The organism is Anabaena sp. 90 (assembly GCF_000312705.1).
GTDB classification, from domain to species: Bacteria; Cyanobacteriota; Cyanobacteriia; order Cyanobacteriales; family Nostocaceae; genus Dolichospermum; species Dolichospermum lemmermannii.
Genome location: NC_019427.1, coordinates 2,311,296 through 2,329,924, shown reverse-complemented (window position 1 = coordinate 2,329,924; position 18,629 = coordinate 2,311,296). Strand labels below are relative to the sequence as shown.

At 37.8% G+C, this 18,629-nt stretch carries 15 protein-coding genes and 3 pseudogenes; 7 read left to right on the top strand and 11 right to left on the bottom strand.

The genetic code is table 11. The features are described 5' to 3' along the window. Positions 1 to 245 precede the first annotated feature (245 nt). Both ANA_RS10190 and ANA_RS10185 read left to right on the top strand, forming a co-directional pair. On the top strand, positions 246 to 2,939 hold the full coding sequence (locus ANA_RS10190; protein ID WP_015079988.1) for a plasmid replication protein, CyRepA1 family: 2,694 nt from the start codon (positions 246 to 248) through the stop codon (positions 2,937 to 2,939). Between the two features lie 514 nt (positions 2,940 to 3,453). Next, the gene (locus tag ANA_RS10185) at positions 3,454 to 3,873 is read left to right on the top strand and encodes a hypothetical protein (RefSeq protein ID WP_148279042.1); all 420 of its coding nucleotides are present in this window, start codon (positions 3,454 to 3,456) and stop codon (positions 3,871 to 3,873) included. Positions 3,874 to 3,878: 5 nt separating this feature from the next. On the opposite strand, the pseudogene ANA_RS10180 reads toward ANA_RS10185, so the two are convergent. The 3 genes and pseudogenes from ANA_RS10180 to ANA_RS27585 form a co-directional block, all read right to left on the bottom strand. After that, positions 3,879 to 4,040: pseudogene (locus tag ANA_RS10180) on the bottom strand (Uma2 family endonuclease); the annotation flags it as partial. A gap of 179 nt (positions 4,041 to 4,219) precedes the next feature. Beyond that, positions 4,220 to 5,323 (bottom strand): CobW family GTP-binding protein, encoded by a 1,104-nt coding sequence (locus tag ANA_RS10175; RefSeq protein WP_041458360.1) that lies wholly within the window; start codon positions 5,321 to 5,323, stop codon positions 4,220 to 4,222. A 210-nt stretch (positions 5,324 to 5,533) separates the two neighbouring features. Next, positions 5,534 to 5,659: pseudogene (locus tag ANA_RS27585) on the bottom strand (Uma2 family endonuclease); the annotation flags it as partial. A 149-nt stretch (positions 5,660 to 5,808) separates the two neighbouring features. On the opposite strand from ANA_RS27585, the gene cysS reads away from it, so the two are divergent. The 4 genes from cysS to ANA_RS10155 all read left to right on the top strand — a co-directional run bounded on the left by cysS (position 5,809) and on the right by ANA_RS10155 (position 11,024). After that, positions 5,809 to 7,269, top strand: coding sequence for a cysteine--tRNA ligase (cysS, locus tag ANA_RS10170; RefSeq protein ID WP_015079984.1), 1,461 nt, complete (start codon positions 5,809 to 5,811; stop codon positions 7,267 to 7,269). Positions 7,270 to 7,397: 128 nt separating this feature from the next. Then, the gene (locus ANA_RS10165) at positions 7,398 to 8,834 is read left to right on the top strand and encodes a TldD/PmbA family protein (protein ID WP_015079983.1); all 1,437 of its coding nucleotides are present in this window, start codon (positions 7,398 to 7,400) and stop codon (positions 8,832 to 8,834) included. Positions 8,835 to 8,927: 93 nt separating this feature from the next. Further along, a complete protein-coding gene (locus ANA_RS10160) occupies positions 8,928 to 9,671 on the top strand; it encodes a Uma2 family endonuclease (protein WP_015079982.1) in 744 nt (247 codons plus the stop codon). Between the two features lie 3 nt (positions 9,672 to 9,674). Beyond that, positions 9,675 to 11,024 (top strand): TldD/PmbA family protein, encoded by a 1,350-nt coding sequence (locus ANA_RS10155; protein WP_015079981.1) that lies wholly within the window; start codon positions 9,675 to 9,677, stop codon positions 11,022 to 11,024. 149 nt (positions 11,025 to 11,173) lie between these two features. On the opposite strand, the gene ANA_RS10150 is transcribed toward ANA_RS10155, so the two are convergent. The 3 genes and pseudogenes from ANA_RS10150 to ANA_RS24485 form a co-directional block, all read right to left on the bottom strand. After that, complete coding sequence (locus ANA_RS10150) at positions 11,174 to 11,389, bottom strand: NAD(P)H-quinone oxidoreductase subunit O (RefSeq protein ID WP_015079980.1); 216 nt, start codon at positions 11,387 to 11,389, stop codon at positions 11,174 to 11,176. A gap of 264 nt (positions 11,390 to 11,653) precedes the next feature. Beyond that, positions 11,654 to 12,661, bottom strand: a complete 1,008-nt coding sequence (locus tag ANA_RS10145; RefSeq protein ID WP_015079979.1) for a hypothetical protein — start codon at positions 12,659 to 12,661, stop codon at positions 11,654 to 11,656. A 36-nt stretch (positions 12,662 to 12,697) separates the two neighbouring features. After that, a pseudogene (locus tag ANA_RS24485) lies at positions 12,698 to 12,844 on the bottom strand (zinc finger domain-containing protein); the annotation flags it as partial. A gap of 196 nt (positions 12,845 to 13,040) precedes the next feature. Between ANA_RS24485 and chlP the strand changes: the two are divergent. After that, positions 13,041 to 14,261: a geranylgeranyl reductase gene (gene chlP / locus ANA_RS10140; RefSeq protein WP_041458359.1), complete on the top strand. Its 1,221-nt coding sequence runs from the start codon at positions 13,041 to 13,043 to the stop codon at positions 14,259 to 14,261. A gap of 77 nt (positions 14,262 to 14,338) precedes the next feature. Here chlP and ANA_RS10135 read toward each other — a convergent pair whose 3' ends face one another. From ANA_RS10135 to rpmI, 5 genes are all read right to left on the bottom strand, one after another. Beyond that, positions 14,339 to 16,321: a primary-amine oxidase gene (locus ANA_RS10135; RefSeq protein ID WP_041457930.1), complete on the bottom strand. Its 1,983-nt coding sequence runs from the start codon at positions 16,319 to 16,321 to the stop codon at positions 14,339 to 14,341. A gap of 209 nt (positions 16,322 to 16,530) precedes the next feature. Next, positions 16,531 to 17,055: a tetratricopeptide repeat protein gene (locus ANA_RS10130; protein ID WP_015079975.1), complete on the bottom strand. Its 525-nt coding sequence runs from the start codon at positions 17,053 to 17,055 to the stop codon at positions 16,531 to 16,533. Positions 17,056 to 17,128: 73 nt separating this feature from the next. Further along, positions 17,129 to 17,911 carry a transporter substrate-binding domain-containing protein gene (locus tag ANA_RS10125; protein ID WP_041457928.1) on the bottom strand — a complete coding sequence of 261 codons (783 nt, stop codon included), beginning with the start codon at positions 17,909 to 17,911 and terminating at the stop codon, positions 17,129 to 17,131. Between the two features lie 110 nt (positions 17,912 to 18,021). Further along, positions 18,022 to 18,378, bottom strand: coding sequence for a 50S ribosomal protein L20 (gene rplT, locus ANA_RS10120; protein WP_015079973.1), 357 nt, complete (start codon positions 18,376 to 18,378; stop codon positions 18,022 to 18,024). A 20-nt stretch (positions 18,379 to 18,398) separates the two neighbouring features. Continuing rightward, positions 18,399 to 18,596, bottom strand: a complete 198-nt coding sequence (gene rpmI / locus ANA_RS24480) for a 50S ribosomal protein L35 (protein WP_015079972.1) — start codon at positions 18,594 to 18,596, stop codon at positions 18,399 to 18,401. Between the last annotated feature and the right edge of the window lie 33 nt (positions 18,597 to 18,629).

Below are 18,629 nucleotides of genomic sequence, written 5' to 3'. Positions count from 1 at the left end.
GTTTAAAAATTCACCCAATCCATTTTCACTTAGCGATGTTTGGCGACGGAACTAAGTAAAGGGGCTGGATCTAATTCACGAAGAACCATGAATAGCAAATCATGGCAGTTTGATATTTTTATATTAAACTGCATCGCAGTTATTGAGCAAGTTTTTTCTTATATTACTATTGTAACACAAAGTAGTATAGTCAATCAAGTTTGTTTGATATGTGCTGACCTCAACAAATTACAGGAGGTGCAGCCATGATTAAACCACCTGACCACATCAACTTTACCGACTGGCAAGAATGGCTCTCTTGTGGTGTAGATCCAGAACTTATCGCTCTTAACGTCAAATCCCTAGCAGGAAACATCACCCATGAGTATTTGTTATCGGATGCCTTAGCAAAACTGGGAGACGGCAAACAAACACCCCACAGTAGCCAATACACCACTTCAGAAGTAAGCAGGATTCTATACAGATACAAACACACCTTAAATGGTGGTTGGTGGTGTGCCGGTGTTGACCCGTTGAACAATTACGCCCCGATGGAATGGGGATGTTTCAAGCCCGACACCCCAAGGCTTGACCACAAGAAAAATAAACCCATCAAGTATGAACATCCCCCCGGCGTTGCTACCCGTGCTTTTTTCCTGCGAGTGCCCAAACGTATTTGGCAGATGATCAGCGATATTCACGGTGTACCCATTGGGGATTATGAGGAGTTTTGGGAGTGGGTGTTAATAAACAACCTACCCATCATCTTTTGTGAAGGCGCGAAGAAAGCCGCTGCTTTGCTATCCTGTGGATTTATCGCAGTGGCATTACCCGGAATTAACGGAGCATATCGCAAAGTTGAAACCAACCAGAAAAAACACAATTTAATTCCTGACATAGAAATATTTGCAACGCCAAAACGAGAAATAACAATTTGTTTTGACAATGACCCCAAACCAACTACCAGAAAAAATGTCAGGATAGCGATCAACGTTACTGCTAAACTGCTAAAATCCAAAAAATGTCAAGTCAAAATCTGTGACTGGACAAAAGAAAAAAATATACCAGAAAAAGGTATAGATGACGTCCTAGTAGTTCATGGTAGAGAAGTTGTAGAGAACATTATTACCACTGCTTTACCCGTTTCCCAGTGGCAGACGCAGCCCTATTACCAGCTATCAAGGAAGATTAACCTCACCCTTAACCAAAGATATTTAGGGGATATCTTGACCAACATTCCCCACAAAATTATAGGGGTAAAATCTCCCAAGGGGACGGGAAAAACGGAAGCATTAAAGCCATTAGTTGATAAGCTGGCTAGCGAGGGCTATAGCGCTTATTTAATCTCTCATAGAGTCCAATTATGTCAAGCTTTATGCAGTCGCTTGGGCGCTCCTTACATTGACGATATTATCAACGGGAAAACAGATCGCTCTCAAGGTTTTGGCGTAGTAGTTGATTCATTACACGGTCAAGGTAAGGGTCAGTTTGATGTTGAGAATGATACATATTTACTAACTAATAAATATGTAGTTATCCTTGATGAGATAGAACAAGTTTTATGGCACTTACTCAACTCAACTACAGAAGTTAAAGAACACCGAACAGAAGTTATTAAACAGCTTCAACTACTACTACTTAATGCAGATAAAATAGTGTGCTTAGATGCAGACTTAACAGATGTATCTTTAGACTTTGTGCAAAGTGCTGCCAACTGCAAAGATGACGATATCTTTATCATCAATAACGAGTACAAAGAAGGGGGATATGAGATTAATAATTACCAAGAAACCACCCCGGTAAACTTGTTGCGTGACCTGTTGGCAGCAATTGATAATGGCGATAAAATCCTTATAGCAACTGACTCTCAGAAAATCAATGGCAAATTTTCTACTCAAAATATTGAGTCAATTATTATCAAAAAATTCCCACACCTGAAAGATTTAATCCTGAGAATTGATTCAGAAACAATTGCAGATCCCGAACATCCTGCTTATGGTTGTATCACCAAAATTAACAACATTATCAAACAATATCATGTAGTCTTAATTTCTCCATCTGTGGGAACTGGAATATCAATTGATGTCAAGAATCATTTTGATAGTGTGCGGGGATGTTTTCAGGGTGTGCAAAGTGAAAATGCGGTTCGTCAACAATTAATGAGACTTCGTGATAATGTCCCCCGTCACCTATGGATAGCTCCCATTGGTTTATCGTGGCAGGGGGACGGATCAACGTCGCTATATTCAATTCTGAGCAGTAACAGAAAGCAATTTAAAATACATCTTCAGCAATTAAAAAACGTTGGTTTTGAGATACTAGAGGATTATATAAATACAAATGATTCAGCATTGAACTGTTACGCGAAAATGGCTTGTAGAATCAATAATGAGATGAGCGATTATAGGGGAATTATCCTGAAAAATCTTGTCAGTGAAGGCAATACACTCACTAATAAATGTGACGACGACGACGAAATTATCAAGGAAGAGATAACCAGCATACGAGATGAGAACTACCTTGAGGAACTGGACAATATAGCTTCAATTAATATTGATGACTTAGATGATCGGTCTTACGAAAGACTATCAAATCAAAAGGCGAAAACTAAAACGGACAAACAAAGACAAAGAAAATACTCAATTAAAAAGCGTTACCAAGTTGATGTTACCCCTGACTTGATTTTGAAAGATGACGACGGATATTTTCCCCAATTACGTCTCCATTATTTTCTGACAATGGGATTTGAGAGCATCCCACAAAAGGATCAAACATCTGCTAAGAAGATGAGAGAAAATCAATCAGTTTTCCTACCAGACTTTAACAAGTCCCAAAGTTCAACAATAGTCAATCTATTGCGATCGCTCAACATCCCCCAAATCTTAGAACTGGACAAATTTACACAAACTCACCCACTGCTAGTTGACATGGCAGATAAGTGTAGCGACCTGCAATACTAATCACTCAAACCTGCAATTAAGACACTTTCAAACCAGGATTAAATGCAACTATAATTGTGCTTCAGCCAGGATTAATTGCAACTGAACCAGAATTATTTACAACCAACCTGCAATCATCGGTATGAACCAGGATTATCTGCAACTATAAAAGTAAAACAAACGAATGTTTTCTTTACTGCCACACTGGTAAGGCTTAGAGAACCTAAAACCGTTGGTTTTTCAGTTAAAAAACTTGGGTCTTGAATTCAAAGTTAATCTATCAAATTCTCTAATGAGTTTTTTAACAAACCTCTGTCAATACTGAAAACTCAGTTCTGGCAAAGCGTTGAGTCTATTTGCAAATAATCCTGGTCGAAACGGATGATTGCAGGCTGGTTGCAATTAATCCTGGCTCAGTTGCAGTTAATTCTGGTTCAAATGAAATTATAGTTGCAAATAATCCTGGCTGAAAACAACGATGATTGCAGGTTTAGGGATTTATAATTGCAGGTCGCTACAGATACAATCAAAACAATTGTTAGGGACTGAAGAACAAAAGTTTGAATTATGTCATCTGTATAGTAATAATCCTCTGAAAGTTAAAATTGTTGTTAATACCATCATTGAATTATTTAATGGTAATATTGAAAAATTCCTAGAACAAGATACATTATTAGTCAGTAATTATATTAACAGCTTACTGGAACAGCAGTTAAATCCCCTCTCGGTTCTAGAATGGCAAATTATGTACTGTCTGTCCACTGACCAGCAATTAACAACTATTACTGATTTAGCACCAAATCAAAATATATTACCGACTGTTTCTAAATCCCAACTTTTACAAGCAATAGAAAGGCTATATTCACGCTCTTTAATAGAGAAAGAAGCGGGTAAGTACACTTTGCAACCTGTTCTCAGGGAGTATGTCATGGAACAATTTATTCATAAATTATGATTTGATTATATATAAGCTTTAAAAATATGATTTGCAGTAAGATCTAATTCAGGAAAAGTTTGGGAAATAATCCGTTCATGATCTCGAAACTTGCTAATTTGATATTCTTGATCAATTAAATTACAAACAGAGATTGTCGGTTGTTTAGGATTACCAATAAAATTCCTTATACAGCACTTTCCGGTGTTATGAGGTACATATCCAGCGGGCAAGATGCCCGCACTACAAAAGTTTTATAATTCAAGTTTGTACCTCATTAGAGCGAAATCTGCTGTATTATAGCATTGACAAAAAACAAGAACCCCGACTTCTTGAAGAAGTCGGAGTTCTGGATATTATTTAATTACTACTTCCCAAATCCTTTACCTTTACTAATAGAAGGAAGACAAATACAGTTTTCTAACTGCTGAAGTAAGGTTTCGGTATCCAGATTTTGACCAATTAACACTAACTGATTTTTCTTTTCTCCTTTCCATTGATCATCATCAATAGTGAAGCGTTTACCGCAAAGATGGAAAATATGACGTTGGGGACTTTCATCAAACCACATAATTCCCTTAGCACGGAAGACATTTGTGGGTAATTGGTTATCTAAGAAATGTTGAAACTTTCTAATCGAAAAAGGTTTATCACTTTGGAAAGAAATAGAGATAAAACCATCATTTTCTAAGTGGTCAGAATGATGATGATGTTGATGATCATGGTGGTCATGGCCACAGGTAGAATGATCATGATCATCGTGATGTTCATGTCCACAATCATCATGATCATGATGTTCTTCTGCGTGGTCATCAAAATATTTATCAGATTCAAACAAACCAACACTAAGAATTAAAGGTAGGGGAACTTGGGATTTTGTCGTGCGAATAATTCTGGAACCTTCCTTAATATTGTTGATTTTTTTCTCCAATTCCTGCAAAGTGGTTTCATCAACTAAATCAGTTTTATTGAGAATAATGACATCACCATAAGTAATTTGACTCAAAGCCGCTTCAGAATTGAATAAATCTAAGCTATAATTTGCCGCATCAACTACAGTAATAATAGAATCCAACCGAGTTAAATCTCGCAATTCTGAACCCAGAAATGTCATAGCTACGGGTAAAGGGTCTGCTAAACCAGTTGTTTCTACAACTAGATAATCTAGCTTTTCTTCCCTTTCTAAAACCTTGTAAACAGCATCAACCAAGTCATTATTAATTGTGCAACAAATACAGCCATTACTTAATTCCACCATGTTTTCATCAGTGGAAACAACCAATTCATTATCAATACCAATTTCGCCAAATTCATTCACTAACACAGCAGTTTTTACACCTTGCTGATTTGTGAGAATATGATTGAGTAAAGTCGTCTTACCACTACCAAGGAAACCCGTAATAATTGTTACTGGTAAACCTTGTTTGGTCGCTGCCATTGGGTGAGATTCTGTAGTAACTGATGATGTCATAGTCATAAAGGAGGATTTTGGTGTATTCTAAATTTTATCTTGATTTTGTCCACTCGGCGTTAGAGTAATACCAAATTAAGATGAAGCTGTATAGAATCAGATTTCAAGAATAATTGACCGCAGATAAACGCAGATAAACGCAGATGAAGACGGATGAATTTATGGATTTCATGATTCTGTGCCGTCTCATATAAAATTGGTATAACATATTTACATACCAGCTTGAAAAATCTGGTTAACACTGAGGGTAAGCTCTGGGAAAGTTGGTGATACTATAGTTTGATTTTCTCTAAATTGACTAACTCGATATTCTCCATTGATTAAATGATAGATTGAATCATACTTTACCTCCAGGTGTTGACAAGATTACGAAGTATTACTAACAATAATCATAGCCAATTATTAGCTACTAAAATTTTCATTTACGCCATTGTCATCAACTTGCGTTATCATTGTTTATCGTCAGATTGCCTTATTCCTCTATTATGACCCTATCTATTTACAATACCCTCACCCGTCGTCAAGAACAATTTACCACCGTTGAACCTGGCAAAGTTAAGATGTATTATTGCGGCGTGACGGTTTATGATTACTGCCATTTGGGTCATGCTAGAGCTTGTATTGTTTGGGATGTAGTGCGTCGTTATCTGCAATTTATCGGTTATAATGTCCGCTATATCCAAAATTTTACGGATATTGATGATAAAATTCTCAAACGCGCCAGAGAAGAAGGTTCTTCCATGGAAGTTGTCGCCGAAAAATATATTCAAGCATATTTTGAAGATATGTCGCGGTTGGGAATTAAAGAAGCTGATGAATATCCCCGCGCTACACATACAATGAATGGTATTCAGAGATTAATTCACGATTTAGAACATAAAGGTTTTGCGTATCCGTCTCACGGTGATGTGTATTATGCAGTCCAGAATTTTGCCGAATATGGCAAACTTTCGGGACGGAAATTAGAAGATATGCAAGCCGGTGCAAGTGAACGGGTAAACGTCGAAGACCCAGAATATCAAAAGAAGCGATACCCCTTTGATTTTGCCCTGTGGAAGTCTGCAAAACCCGGTGAACCCGCGTGGGAGTCTCCTTGGGGAAAAGGTCGCCCCGGATGGCATATAGAATGCTCGGCCATGGTACGCGATCGCTTGGGTGATACCATAGATATTCATGCTGGTGGTGCTGACTTAATTTTCCCCCACCATGAAAACGAAATTGCTCAATCGGAAGCCGTTACCGGCAAACCTTTAGCCAATTATTGGTTACACAACGGCATGGTCAAAGTAGATGGGGAAAAAATGTCCAAATCCTTGGGTAATTTTATCACCATTCGTCAATTATTAGATCGGGGTGTAGATCCAATGGCCGTGCGTTTATTTGTGATGATGGCACAATATCGTAAACCCATAGATTTTACCGATGATGCTATATTGGCAGCAACCAACGGCTGGCATACTATCAAAGAAGCTTTATTATTTGGACATCAACATGGTAAAAAACTAGAGTGGGATGAATCTAACCAAATCCAAAATTCCGAGATTGAGAGATTTCAAGAAGCCGTTAATGATGATTTTAATTTTCCTGGTGGTTTAGTAATAATTTTTGAATTAGCCAAAGAACTAAATCGGGAAAGAAACATCATTGTTCATCAAGGAAAAACAACAACCCCAGCTAACGAACTACTGCAAAAATGGCAAACCCTAATTACATTAGCAGAAGTTTTAGGTTTAACCGCCAAACCAGAAACAGAAACTCCTAAACAGGATGGTATAAGTAATGCAGAAATTGAGGAGTTAATTCAAAAAAGATGGGAAGCAAGAAAAGCAAAAAACTTTGCAGAAAGTGATCGCATTCGTGATGAACTTTTAGAAAAGGGAGTGGTCTTAACTGACACAAAAGATGGAACATTTTGGCACCCTGAGATTATACCTTTAACAAAATGACCATTAGTTTAATTTAATTGATACGAAATAAGCTACACGCTGGCACAGATAATAAATTTAAAATTCCTCTCTGCGCCTGGAGCGTCTCTGCGTGCAAAAAAAATAATTCTCAATTTTTACTTAACACAATGTGGAAACAATTAACAACCGCAATTTCTCATTTAAACATCCCCGCTGACTGGGTAGGAATTAGAGCCGTAAAAACAACTTCAACCCATCATTCCGTGCGTGATGGTTTACCCCAAAGCAATGGTAAATCATTAAACATGGGAGCAATGATAGAAGTCATAGTTGATGGTTGTTTAGGTTATGCAGCCACCAACTCCTTAGATATTTCCAGCTTACAAAACGCTGCGGAAATCGCCTATAAACAAGCATTAGCAGCTAGTAAATGGTGGATATATCCCCTGAGTGAAAATACCCGTCCTCAAGTAGTTGGTGAATATAACTCACCATTTTTAGAACCATTTAACGCTTTTAGTCCTGGAGAAATCAACAACTTACTAATTCGGATTTGTCAGCAACTCAAAATTAACGATAAAATCATTCAAACTACAGCCACCGTCGGCACAGATCAAAAAGAAACTTGGTTTGTGAGTAGTAATGGTTCCGAAATATATCAGAATATTCTATCTCTTAGTCATCATTTTGGAGCGATCGCTCAAGATGGTACAATTGTCCAACAACGCACCAACAATGGTGCTTACGCTAACTCCTATCAAGGTGGTTGGGAACTGTTTAAACAAGATAATTTATGGCATCAAGTTCAACAAGTTGGTGAACAGGTATTAGAATTATTAACAGCAGCAGAATGTCCAAATACTCGGACTAATTTAGTTTTAGCACCAGATCAAATGATGCTACAAATTCATGAAAGTATCGGACATCCTTTAGAAATTGACCGCATTTTAGGAGATGAACGCAACTATGCTGGAGGTAGTTTTGTCACCAAAGATGATTTTGGTAAATTAGAATATGGTTCACCGCTCATGAATATCACCTTTGATCCTACAGTACCAGGTGAATTTGCCAGTTATAGTTTTGATGATAACGGTGCAGTAGCTACCAAAGAATTTATTATTAAAAAAGGGATTTTACAACGAGGTTTAGGTAGTTTAGAAAGTCAAACCAGAGCAAATTTACCCGGTGTTGCTTGTGCGCGGGCTTCTTCCTGGAATCGTCCTCCCATAGACAGAATGGCTAACTTAAATTTAGAACCAGGAAATGCCACTTTTGAGGAAATTATTTCAGGAATAGACCATGGAATTTACATGGAATCTAACCGTTCTTGGTCAATAGATGATCAACGTTATAAATTTCAATTTGGTTGTGAATATGCAAGATTAATTGAAAATGGTAAACTTACCAAAACCCTCCGGAATCCTAATTATCGCGCTACTACACCAGAATTTTGGCATAGTTTAATTCAAGTTGGAGATAATAGCAATTGGCAAATTTATGGAGCGCCTAATTGCGGCAAAGGAGAACCAAATCAAGCCATTTCTGTAGGTCATGGTTCACCAGTTTGTGAATTTGCAAATGTGGAGGTTTTTGGTGGTGGTTAATGAATTATGTTTCGCGCAAAGAGGCAAAGGAGCAAAGGCGCAAAGTTTAATTAATGCTACAATGAACAAGTAACTACTTGATGCCATATCAATATGATCATTGCTCAAGAATTAGAACTTCAACAAGACATCTCCGCAGATGTCATCTTTCCTCCTAGTGATTTATATAGTGATGAACCTCCCGTGGAATCAGAACTGCACCTAGAGCAGATTATGCTCTTAATTAAATGTCTCAAATGGTTGTGGAAAGATAGATATGATTTCTATGCTGCGGGAAATCTTAGTATTTACTATAGTCCTAACCAGAAAAAATCAGAATATTTCCGAGGTCCTGATTTCTTTGTGGTCTTGGAAACTGAACGCAAAACCCGCAAAAGCTGGATAGTGTGGGAAGAAGATGGTAAATATCCTAATTTCATTTTAGAAATTCTTTCACCCAGTACAGCTAATACTGATAGAGAATATAAAAAGGAACTTTATCAAAATACTTTCCGCACACCGGATTATTTTTGGTTTGACCCTTATACATTAGAATTTGCAGGTTTTCATTTAGTTGATAATAAATATCAACCTTTAGGACTAAATGAAAAGGGACATTTATGGAGTGAACAGTTAGGTTTATACTTAGGGATCCATCAAGGATTGTTGAGGTATTTTACTCCAGCAGGAGAGTTAGTATCTACACCAGAAGAAACCGCAGAAGCTGAAATTAAAAAAACAGCAATACAAACTCAAAGAGCAGAAATAGAATCCCAAAGAGCAGAACGGGAAGCTAGAAAAGCAGAACGTTTAGCAGCAAAATTGCGAGAATTAAATATTGATCCAGATACAATTTAAAAAATGAAACCAGAAGAATTATCAACGCTAGAAAAAACTTTTAATCAACTTGTGGAAACCCTGCTGATTAAAAAAGCAGAAAATGAACATTTTACTGTGCGACTTAGCAGCGAAAGCAGTCAATTTACTCGCTTTAATTCTGCCAAAGTTAGACAAACAGGTTATGTTCATGATGGTTCGATTCAACTAACTTTAATGGCCAATCAACGCAGTAGTTTTCGTCAGTTTCCTTTGACTGGAAATTGGGATATAGATTGGGAATTATCATCCACAGCTTTACAAGAATTACGTGATGAATTACCATTATTACCAATTGATCCTTATTTAGTTTTACCATCAGGAAATCATAGCAGTCGAGAAATTAATACTGGTAAATTACTAACTCCAGAAATATTAGTTCCTAGTATTCTCGAAACTGTGACTAATTTAGATTTTACGGGGATGTATGCTGGGGGAATTGTCATCAGAGGTTATGGTGATTCTAGCGGACAAAAACACTGGTTTGTGACTGATTCCTTTAATTTAGATTATTCCTTATTTATGGCATCAGGACAAGCTGTAAAAGGAACTTTTGCCGGCAGTGAATGGAATGAAGCTGCTTATTTAGCTAAAATAAATGATGGGAAACAGCAGCTAGAAATGCTATCTCGTCCAGTTAAAGAATTACCAAAAGGACAATATAAAACCTATTTTGCTCCCGCTGCGGTGGCTGATTTATTGGGTATGCTTTCCTGGGGTGCTATCAGTGAAGCTAGTATTCAACAAGGTAATAGTGCTTTAGCTGCTTTATCACGTCAAGAAAAACAACTTTCTTCAAAATTCACTTTAAAAGAAAATTTTCAAAGTGGTTTAGTTCCCAGATTTAATAATTTAGGAGAAATGGCTGCATCCGAATTAACTTTAATTGAAAAAGGGATTTTAATTAATAGCTTAGTTAATTCTCGCACAGCGAAAGAATATCATAAACCCGCTAATGGTGCGAATGGTTCAGAAACCTTACGTTCTCCCGAAATTAATCCTGGTAATTTGGCATTTGAGAAGATTTTACCCAGTTTAGATACAGGGTTATATGTTTCTAATTTACATTATTTAAACTGGAGCGATCGCCCATCTGGGAGAATTACAGGGATGACTCGTTATGCTTGCTTTTGGGTAGAAAACGGCGAAATTATTGCCCCCATTGCTAACCTACGCTTTGATGAAAGTCTCTATCGTTTTTGGAGCGCAGAAAATCTCATTGATTTAACAAACTTCCAGGAATTTATTCCCGAAGTCGGAACTTACGAAAGCCGACAATTAGGAGGAAGTTTAGTTCCTGGTATGTTGGTGAAAAATTTCACCTATACATTATAAACCTTATCAACCTTAGATTCCCAACCGCAATATACATTAGGGAGGGAATTGGGGCTGAATCTTGATTCTACCACTTGTTGGGTAGTTCCACGCTGCCCTTAGGGTCAGGCGTGGGGCTTCTGTCGGTTAAGCTAAAGCACAATTACCAATTAAACAAACTCTTCCAACTGTTCTAACTTTAACCAAATATTTGGCGTTGGCACTTGTCCAAACTTCACCAAAGCATAATCACCCTTAATATCGACAATTTCCCCCTTAGTTTCAAACAAATAACTAGGAAAGCGGGAATCACTAGCTTTAGCTTCTAGACTATTTTCCAACTTTTCCCGAATAGCCCGCACCATATTTCCTTTTTTAACAGCCATAAATTCCCCTCGTTCCAAAATAAACGCTTTTACTCAAAATTTTATCTTGTACCCAGACACAAAGGTAATTTCTTTCCTCAAAAAACATAACCGCCTATTTTGGTAGTAAGCGGTTTAGGAAAAATTAATATTTAGTTCAAGATAGTTCTTCCTTATCAACTTCATGATAACAAATCCCAAAGCAATTGTCAACCCCCCAATTCTCTATTTTCGCGCTTTGATTTATTTGTAAATTCTGCGGGGGGTTGCTGATTTTCGCCTCAATTATTGTGCAAATCTAGCTAATAACTCCTCACGAGATAATTGTAGAAGCAAAGGAGTAAATTCTTCCCTATTCATGGCAATTAGAGGGTTGATAATTGTTTGTAGCTGAGAATCAACCTGTCCAAACCGGACTTGCATGATACTTTCAATCATAGCGCGTCGTTCCCTTTCTACACCTTCTTGTCGTCCTTCTTGTCGTCCTTCTTGTCGTCCTTCTTGTCGTCCTTCTTGTCGTCCTTCTTGTCGTCCTTCTTGTCGTCCTTCCTCAAGTCCCTCTTGAAGTCCTTGTTTTTTAAGTGCTTCTAATTGTTGTTGATACATTTCCGATAATTTCATAATCAACTCCTGATCATCTTTATCAATATCGTGTTCTTGTCGTTGACGTGCAGATAACACAGCAATTAGGTTATGTACCAATTGTATGACATCCGCAAGGAAGGGACTATTATTTGCCAGTGCTTCTAATTCTTCAATCGCTTGTCGTTGTACTTTCCCTTTCCCTAAAATTCTCAGAAATAGGGTTTCTGGTGTGTTGGGGAGTTGGTGAATCGCAATAATTACGGTTTTTAAGCCTTCTCCCAAAAAATAAATCCCTTTTCCCCAGTTTTCTTCATCTCCAGTTGTATTAAAACTTGTGAGAAGTTCCGCTGACGCAGTAGGAGAAAAAATCCATAGCCGGGGTAATTCGGCTTCATTTATACGGTTATTATTGCGATTAGATTGACGCTCTATGTCTCCATGGATGTCAAATAATTTACCCATGCAACTGCGAATTTCACTTTTAGTGACAGCATTACGGAATGGTTCGAATATAGCATAATTTCTCACCATCCGTCCCAATATTCCTAGGGCTTCCAGGCTTTGTGTTGGTTGGGGTGAAGGAATAAATACAACGTCAATTTGTCTGACTTCTGCTGTGATATCTTTACTGGTTTCTACTTGACCATAGGGTGTTAATAGTTCAGTTAGATATTGTTTGGCAAATTGATCATGGATAAAGCGAGTCATTTAAGTTGATTTGAAGACAGAAATATGAATTTAACACTAACTTTGAAATTGAGAACAAAAATGACTGGAACGCCCACCTAATTTAATGCGTTGGATAATATTACCACAAACCTTACAAAGTTCGCCAGTGCGGTAAGCTTCACCGCCATAATTACCATTAACGCCTTTAACACTCAATAAATTCATCAACAGAAAATAGTGAAGGTATTGTTAATTACCATTGATTAATCTCTACTTATAGGATAAGAAATGTGGGGTTTTTATATCGAAATATTAAGGAATATTGCATTTCTATCAAAACATAGAGCTATAGAAGGAATTCAGCCAAAAGTCCGTGATAGGATACTTTGGGAAAATGTTTATAATTGGGAGAAAACCTTTGACACTACGGGTTGCTGTTGTTGGTTCAGGACCTGCGGGTTCATGCGCTGCTGAAACACTAGCTAAAGCTGGGATTGAAACCTATTTATTTGAGCGGAAGCTAGATTACGCCAAGCCTTGCGGGGGTGCTATTCCCCTCTGTATGGTGAAGGAATTTGACTTACCTCCAGAAATTATTGACCGTCAAGTCCGCAAAATGAAAATGATTTCTCCCTCTAATCGTGAGGTTGATATCAATCTAATAAATCAAGATGAATACATAGGAATGTGCCGCAGAGAAGTGTTGGATGGCTTCTTGCGAGACCGGGCGGAAAAATTAGGGGCAAATTTAATTAACGCCACTGTTCATAAAGTTGATATTCCTGCCGGCAAGTCTGACCCCTATACAATCCACTACGTTGACCATACAGGAGAAGGAGCGCAGGGCGTTACTAAAACCCTGAAAGTGGATTTAATCGTTGGTGCGGACGGGGCAAATTCCCGCATTGCTAAGGATATGGGTGCTGGGGATTACAATTATGCGATCGCTTTCCAAGAACGTATTCGTCTTCCCCAAGACAAAATGGCCTATTACAATGAACTCGCCGAAATGTACGTTGGCGATGATGTTTCTACCGACTTCTACGCTTGGGTATTCCCCAAATATGATCACGTAGCGGTAGGTACTGGCACAATGCACATCAACAAAGCCAGAATCAAACAATTCCAAGCTGGTATTCGCGCCCGTGCTTCTGAAAAACTAGCCGGCGGTGAAATCATCAAAATAGAGGCACACCCCATCCCGGAACATCCCCGTCCCCGTCGCGTTGTTGGACGCATAGCCTTGGTAGGAGATGCTGCTGGTTATGTTACCAAGTCTTCTGGTGAAGGTATTTATTTTGCGGCTAAATCTGGCAGAATGTGCGCCGAGTCCATTGTAGAAGCAGCTAACGGCGGTGCGCGGATTCCCACAGAAGCCGACCTCAAAGTATACCTGAAACGTTGGGATAAGAAATACGGACTCACCTACAAAGTATTAGACATTCTCCAAAACGTCTTCTATCGTTCCGATGCTACCCGCGAAGCATTTGTAGAAATGTGTGATGACATGGATGTACAAAAGCTAACTTTTGATAGTTATCTTTATAAAACTGTAGTTCCCGCTAACCCCTTCACCCAATTAAAAATTACTGCCAAAACTCTTGGTAGCTTAATTCGTGGTAACGCCCTTGCGCCCTAAAAGGGGACATGAGAAGCCCAAAATTTATTTCTGGGCTTCTTTTTTTCTGGGTGAATAAATTACATATTATTTTTGTTTCACTCACCCAAATTAATCGCGGGATTCCTCTTAAAAAATCCCCTGGGCATCAATTTAAAACCAACGCGGTGAGTGGGCATTACAGGCCAATCTTCTGGACGGGGAATATGAGTGATTCCCATTGTGTACCAGACAACTAGATCTTCATTATTCACAGATTCATTATCACCAATATATTTTGGTAAACCCTCCCCCAATTGCGTTTGATTGGGATAATCTCCACCTGCATACATTTCATTGGGTTTATATTTTGTCACCCAAAAATGATGAGTTGCAAAACCTGCTTTTTTCCTAATATTGGCACCTTCTACCGCATACAAAATTGTATTTCCTCCTGGCATTAACATATATGCAGGTGAAACACCTAAATTATTTTGTTTATCTGCACTAGCAATCATCCATTCTCGACTGTGTTGAATATCCATATCACGCACAGCAGATTTTTCGGTTTTTAGTGGAGTATCTTCTACAGTTATGGCATTGCCTAACGGGTTTTTATCACCCATTGGTAACGCTTCTACATTCATTTCCATTACAGAATTAGCTTGTCCATCTATATCTAAATCTAAGCGATAATTGAAAAAATGCTGATGATTTACACCAAAGATATTTTTAGCTAATAATCTACCAAATGACTTATTTTCAGTTTGTTTTATGCTGGCTGTTCCCTGGACTAAATCAATTCCCGTTAACTCATTCTCTACTTCTAAAGTACCGTCTTGCCTAAATATCCAATTGATACTGTAATCATAGTTATCAACTGTTGCCATCATTTTCATGACTAATTCACGATTACGACGGATATATTTTTGTTGATTTCTGTAATTAAAATGTTTCCACAGGATACCGTTATCTCTTTCATAGATACCAATTAATCCAGGTATGGTAAAAGGTTCTCCTTCAGGATTAGCAAACACTGTATTTAATAAAACTCCATTTTCAGGAATTTCTTTACCTAATTCTAGTTTATTCGCTAATAATCCCAAATTATATTCTCCCACATCAAAGGCATTACGAAATGACCAATTGGGCTGAGGATGACCGTAAGGAACTGCCATTTCTGAAAGACTACCACGATATAAAATTGATCTATCTTTTTCACCATCATTATATTTGACAAGATACAAAACTAAACCTTCGCGGGGGTGCATTAAATAACGAAATTTCCAACCTTGCCAAGTAATTTCATTACCTTTAATTTGGAAACTTGTTCCTTCTGGTTGATTAATATTTAATGTTTTTGGTGGTGCAATTACTTGACTAGAAGCATTAACATCATAATCCCAATTTTCTTGGGAAAGAGGAACTATCCCATTATCAACAAAGCTATCAACTTCACCTTTATTTAAATTAACTGTAACTAAAACGCCTTCTATGGGACGGGCATAAAAATTCCAATGTTTACCTTGATAATAAGATAATGCTCGACAAATTCGATTACCAGATTTTGCTTCTGCTTTATTGAGTATTCCTGCTCCCCAACAACTTATTTCTACATTTTCAAAATCTTTAATTCCCCGTTTTTGCATAGCTATTTGCCAACGTAAATCTGATTTTACGACTTCGTTAGCTATGGCATAATCTGGGTTTAAAATAGCAGGTTGTCCGTGAGGTATTTCTTGCCAGGAAGTGAGGTTTTTAGTGTTTAAATTAACTATTCCTGTAAAAGTTTTATTAATTTCTCGTTCATAAACTTGCAAAAAAACCTGGCGGATAAATGATTTGCCAGATGTAAAATTTAAGACTGCTTTTTTATCGGGTTCTTGTAAGGCAATTATGGGAAAAATTGCGGTTTCACTGAGATTTTTTTGCTCTTTAACTATGGTAACTGCTGTATTAATTTCTTGTTCTGTTAAGGGGTTGAGAGGGTGTGGAATTATCGCTTCTTCAGCTAATACAATGTTAGAAAATCCCCAGCAGATATTAATGAAAATAATAATGCTAATAGTTAGCCTGTAAAAAAGATTTAGCCTCTTAATCATCTTGCACATTTTTCTGAAAAAGTACATTTATTGATTCCTCAACTAAAGATGAGAAACAGTAAGATTAAGAGGATATTTTAACTTTCCTCGTTCCTCGTTCCCATACTCTGTATGGGAATGAATTCTAGAAGGCTCTGCCTTTGATAAAAGTAGAGGCAGAGCATCTATGATAGCATTCCTAGTCAGAGACTGGGAACGAGATAATTTACTTATATAGAAACTAAGCGACGTAAAGATTCAGCCCGACGTTTAGCAACGGGGTTATTAGGTGATAATTTGAGTGTTGCTTCATACATTTCCAAGGCTTGAGCATTCAATTTTTTCTTCTCATAAGCGTGTCCGAGATTATTTAAGGCTGATACATAATCTGGGTTCAATTTAATCGCTTCTTTGTACTGACGAATTGCTAAGTCATATTGCTCTTGAGCAAAGTAAACATATCCCAAACCGTTGTAAATGGGAGCAATAGATTCTTCTCCCTCTTCTTCGGCTGCTTTGAGAGATTTTTGAAATAGGGGTATGGCTTGGCTAAATACTTTTTTCTCTGAATAGATACTAGCTAATTCATAATATTCTTGAGCCGTACCTTTTTCTTTAGTTAATTTGTTTTTTAACTTACCTAGAGAGTTTTCAAGTTTGCGGGTTTTGAATACTTGACGAAAAACACTCACACCTGCAAATGCAAGTAAACCAACAAAAATTGACAGATAAATGACGACTAAATTGCTATCCATTTTCTACAAATACAAATTATTAAAATACCCTATCTATTATCAGTTATTAGGTTGTATATTTCTCACTAAAATACTACAATCCCCAATATTCTATCCGTTCTTTTAGCCAACCTGTAACTGTATAACGAGCGATCGCTTCATTCACGTTACGTCTTAACTCATCATACTGCAATCCCTTTGGCATAACTACAGATAATGGTTGTGCTGATAATTTAGTTGTCAATATGTGATATTCAGGATGTACTTGCACCCAACCACTAAGAACGCTGACATCCGCTGCAAAACCATCTACCTGATTATTTTCTATTTTTTCCCAGCCTTGGGCGTAAGAATTTACGCCGACCAATTCAGCAGACGGTGTAAAATATTTTAAGTATCCAACAGTGCTAGAGTTGTTGAGAACGGCTATTTTCCCTTTGTCTATATCTTTTAATTCTTGAATAGATGTATTTTTTGTAACTATTGCCGCCCCATCATAATAATAAGGAACACTGAAGCTAACAATGCGGGAACGTGACTCTGTGGCTGTGACTCCAGCAATAGCCAAATCAACTTGTTGATTAAAGACTACAGGTAAGCGATCGCTATTGGCTACTGGTTGCAATTTCACAGCATCAGCTTTACCCAACAAATCACTGGCCAAACGTTTGGCTAAATCAATCTCTAACCCTTGTAAATTGCCCTTGTCATCCCTAAATCCCAAAGGACGAAGATTATCCTTAACTGCCATATTTAAATAGCCTCGCTGCTGAATTTCCGCCATTGTTGCGGCAGATGCAGTTAAATTTCCACTGAGAAAAGACAGCCAAAAAATCAAAAATAGGGTAGCGGATAATACCAGATGTAACTTATTCATAATCGCTCTGCGTTTTACTCCAATTAAAAATGCCAAAAAGTTTCTTGATTTTTAATTTTCAATTCTCCGAAGTGCCATCTGTTACATCCGTTATTCATCCGTTGCCACCTTTATCCGTTAACCGAGTTAGCGAGTTCGGCAATTTTAGCGAAGCTTGCAGGATCAAGAATTGCCAATTGTGCCAACATTTTGCGGTTTAGTTCCACATTGGCCTTTTTCAAATTACCAATCAAACGGCTGTAGCTTAAACCGTGTTGTCTAGAAGCTGCATTAATCCGCGCTATCCACAGACGGCGAAAATCACGCTTCTTCTTTTTGCGATCGCGGTAAGCACTGCGAAGAGCCTTCATTACTTGTTGGTTAGCGGTTCTAAACAAAGTTGAGTGAGAACCACGGAAACCTTTAGCTAATTTGAGAATTTTATTGCGGCGTTTACGAGCTACATTACCGCGTTTTACCCGAGTCATATCTTATTACCTGTGATCTTTTACAAATATGGAAGCATTAAACGCACGTTAGGTTCGTCCCGTTCATGAACAATTGCCATCTTGGACATATTGCTCTTTTTGCTAGAGGATTTATGCTCTAACAAGTGGTTTTTGAACGGTTTACGGCGGACGATTTTACCGGTACCGGTGACGCGGAATCTCTTCGCCGCAGCCTTGCGAGTCTTTAATTTAGGCATGGTCTGGCTTTAATTCAACACAATCTACTATTA

Coding starts and splice junctions, on each gene's coding strand:
- ANA_RS10190 (WP_015079988.1), top strand. CDS start 246: ATGATTAAACCACCTGACCACATCAACTTTACCGACTGGCAAGAATGG.
- ANA_RS10175 (WP_041458360.1), bottom strand. CDS start 5,323: ATGACATCATCAGTTACTACAGAATCTCACCCAATGGCAGCGACCAAA.
- cysS (WP_015079984.1), top strand. CDS start 5,809: ATGACCCTATCTATTTACAATACCCTCACCCGTCGTCAAGAACAATTT.
- ANA_RS10165 (WP_015079983.1), top strand. CDS start 7,398: ATGTGGAAACAATTAACAACCGCAATTTCTCATTTAAACATCCCCGCT.
- ANA_RS10160 (WP_015079982.1), top strand. CDS start 8,928: ATGATCATTGCTCAAGAATTAGAACTTCAACAAGACATCTCCGCAGAT.
- ANA_RS10155 (WP_015079981.1), top strand. CDS start 9,675: ATGAAACCAGAAGAATTATCAACGCTAGAAAAAACTTTTAATCAACTT.
- ANA_RS10150 (WP_015079980.1), bottom strand. CDS start 11,389: ATGGCTGTTAAAAAAGGAAATATGGTGCGGGCTATTCGGGAAAAGTTG.
- ANA_RS10145 (WP_015079979.1), bottom strand. CDS start 12,661: ATGACTCGCTTTATCCATGATCAATTTGCCAAACAATATCTAACTGAA.
- ANA_RS10135 (WP_041457930.1), bottom strand. CDS start 16,321: ATGATTAAGAGGCTAAATCTTTTTTACAGGCTAACTATTAGCATTATT.
- ANA_RS10130 (WP_015079975.1), bottom strand. CDS start 17,055: ATGGATAGCAATTTAGTCGTCATTTATCTGTCAATTTTTGTTGGTTTA.
- ANA_RS10125 (WP_041457928.1), bottom strand. CDS start 17,911: ATGAATAAGTTACATCTGGTATTATCCGCTACCCTATTTTTGATTTTT.
- rplT (WP_015079973.1), bottom strand. CDS start 18,378: ATGACTCGGGTAAAACGCGGTAATGTAGCTCGTAAACGCCGCAATAAA.
- rpmI (WP_015079972.1), bottom strand. CDS start 18,596: ATGCCTAAATTAAAGACTCGCAAGGCTGCGGCGAAGAGATTCCGCGTC.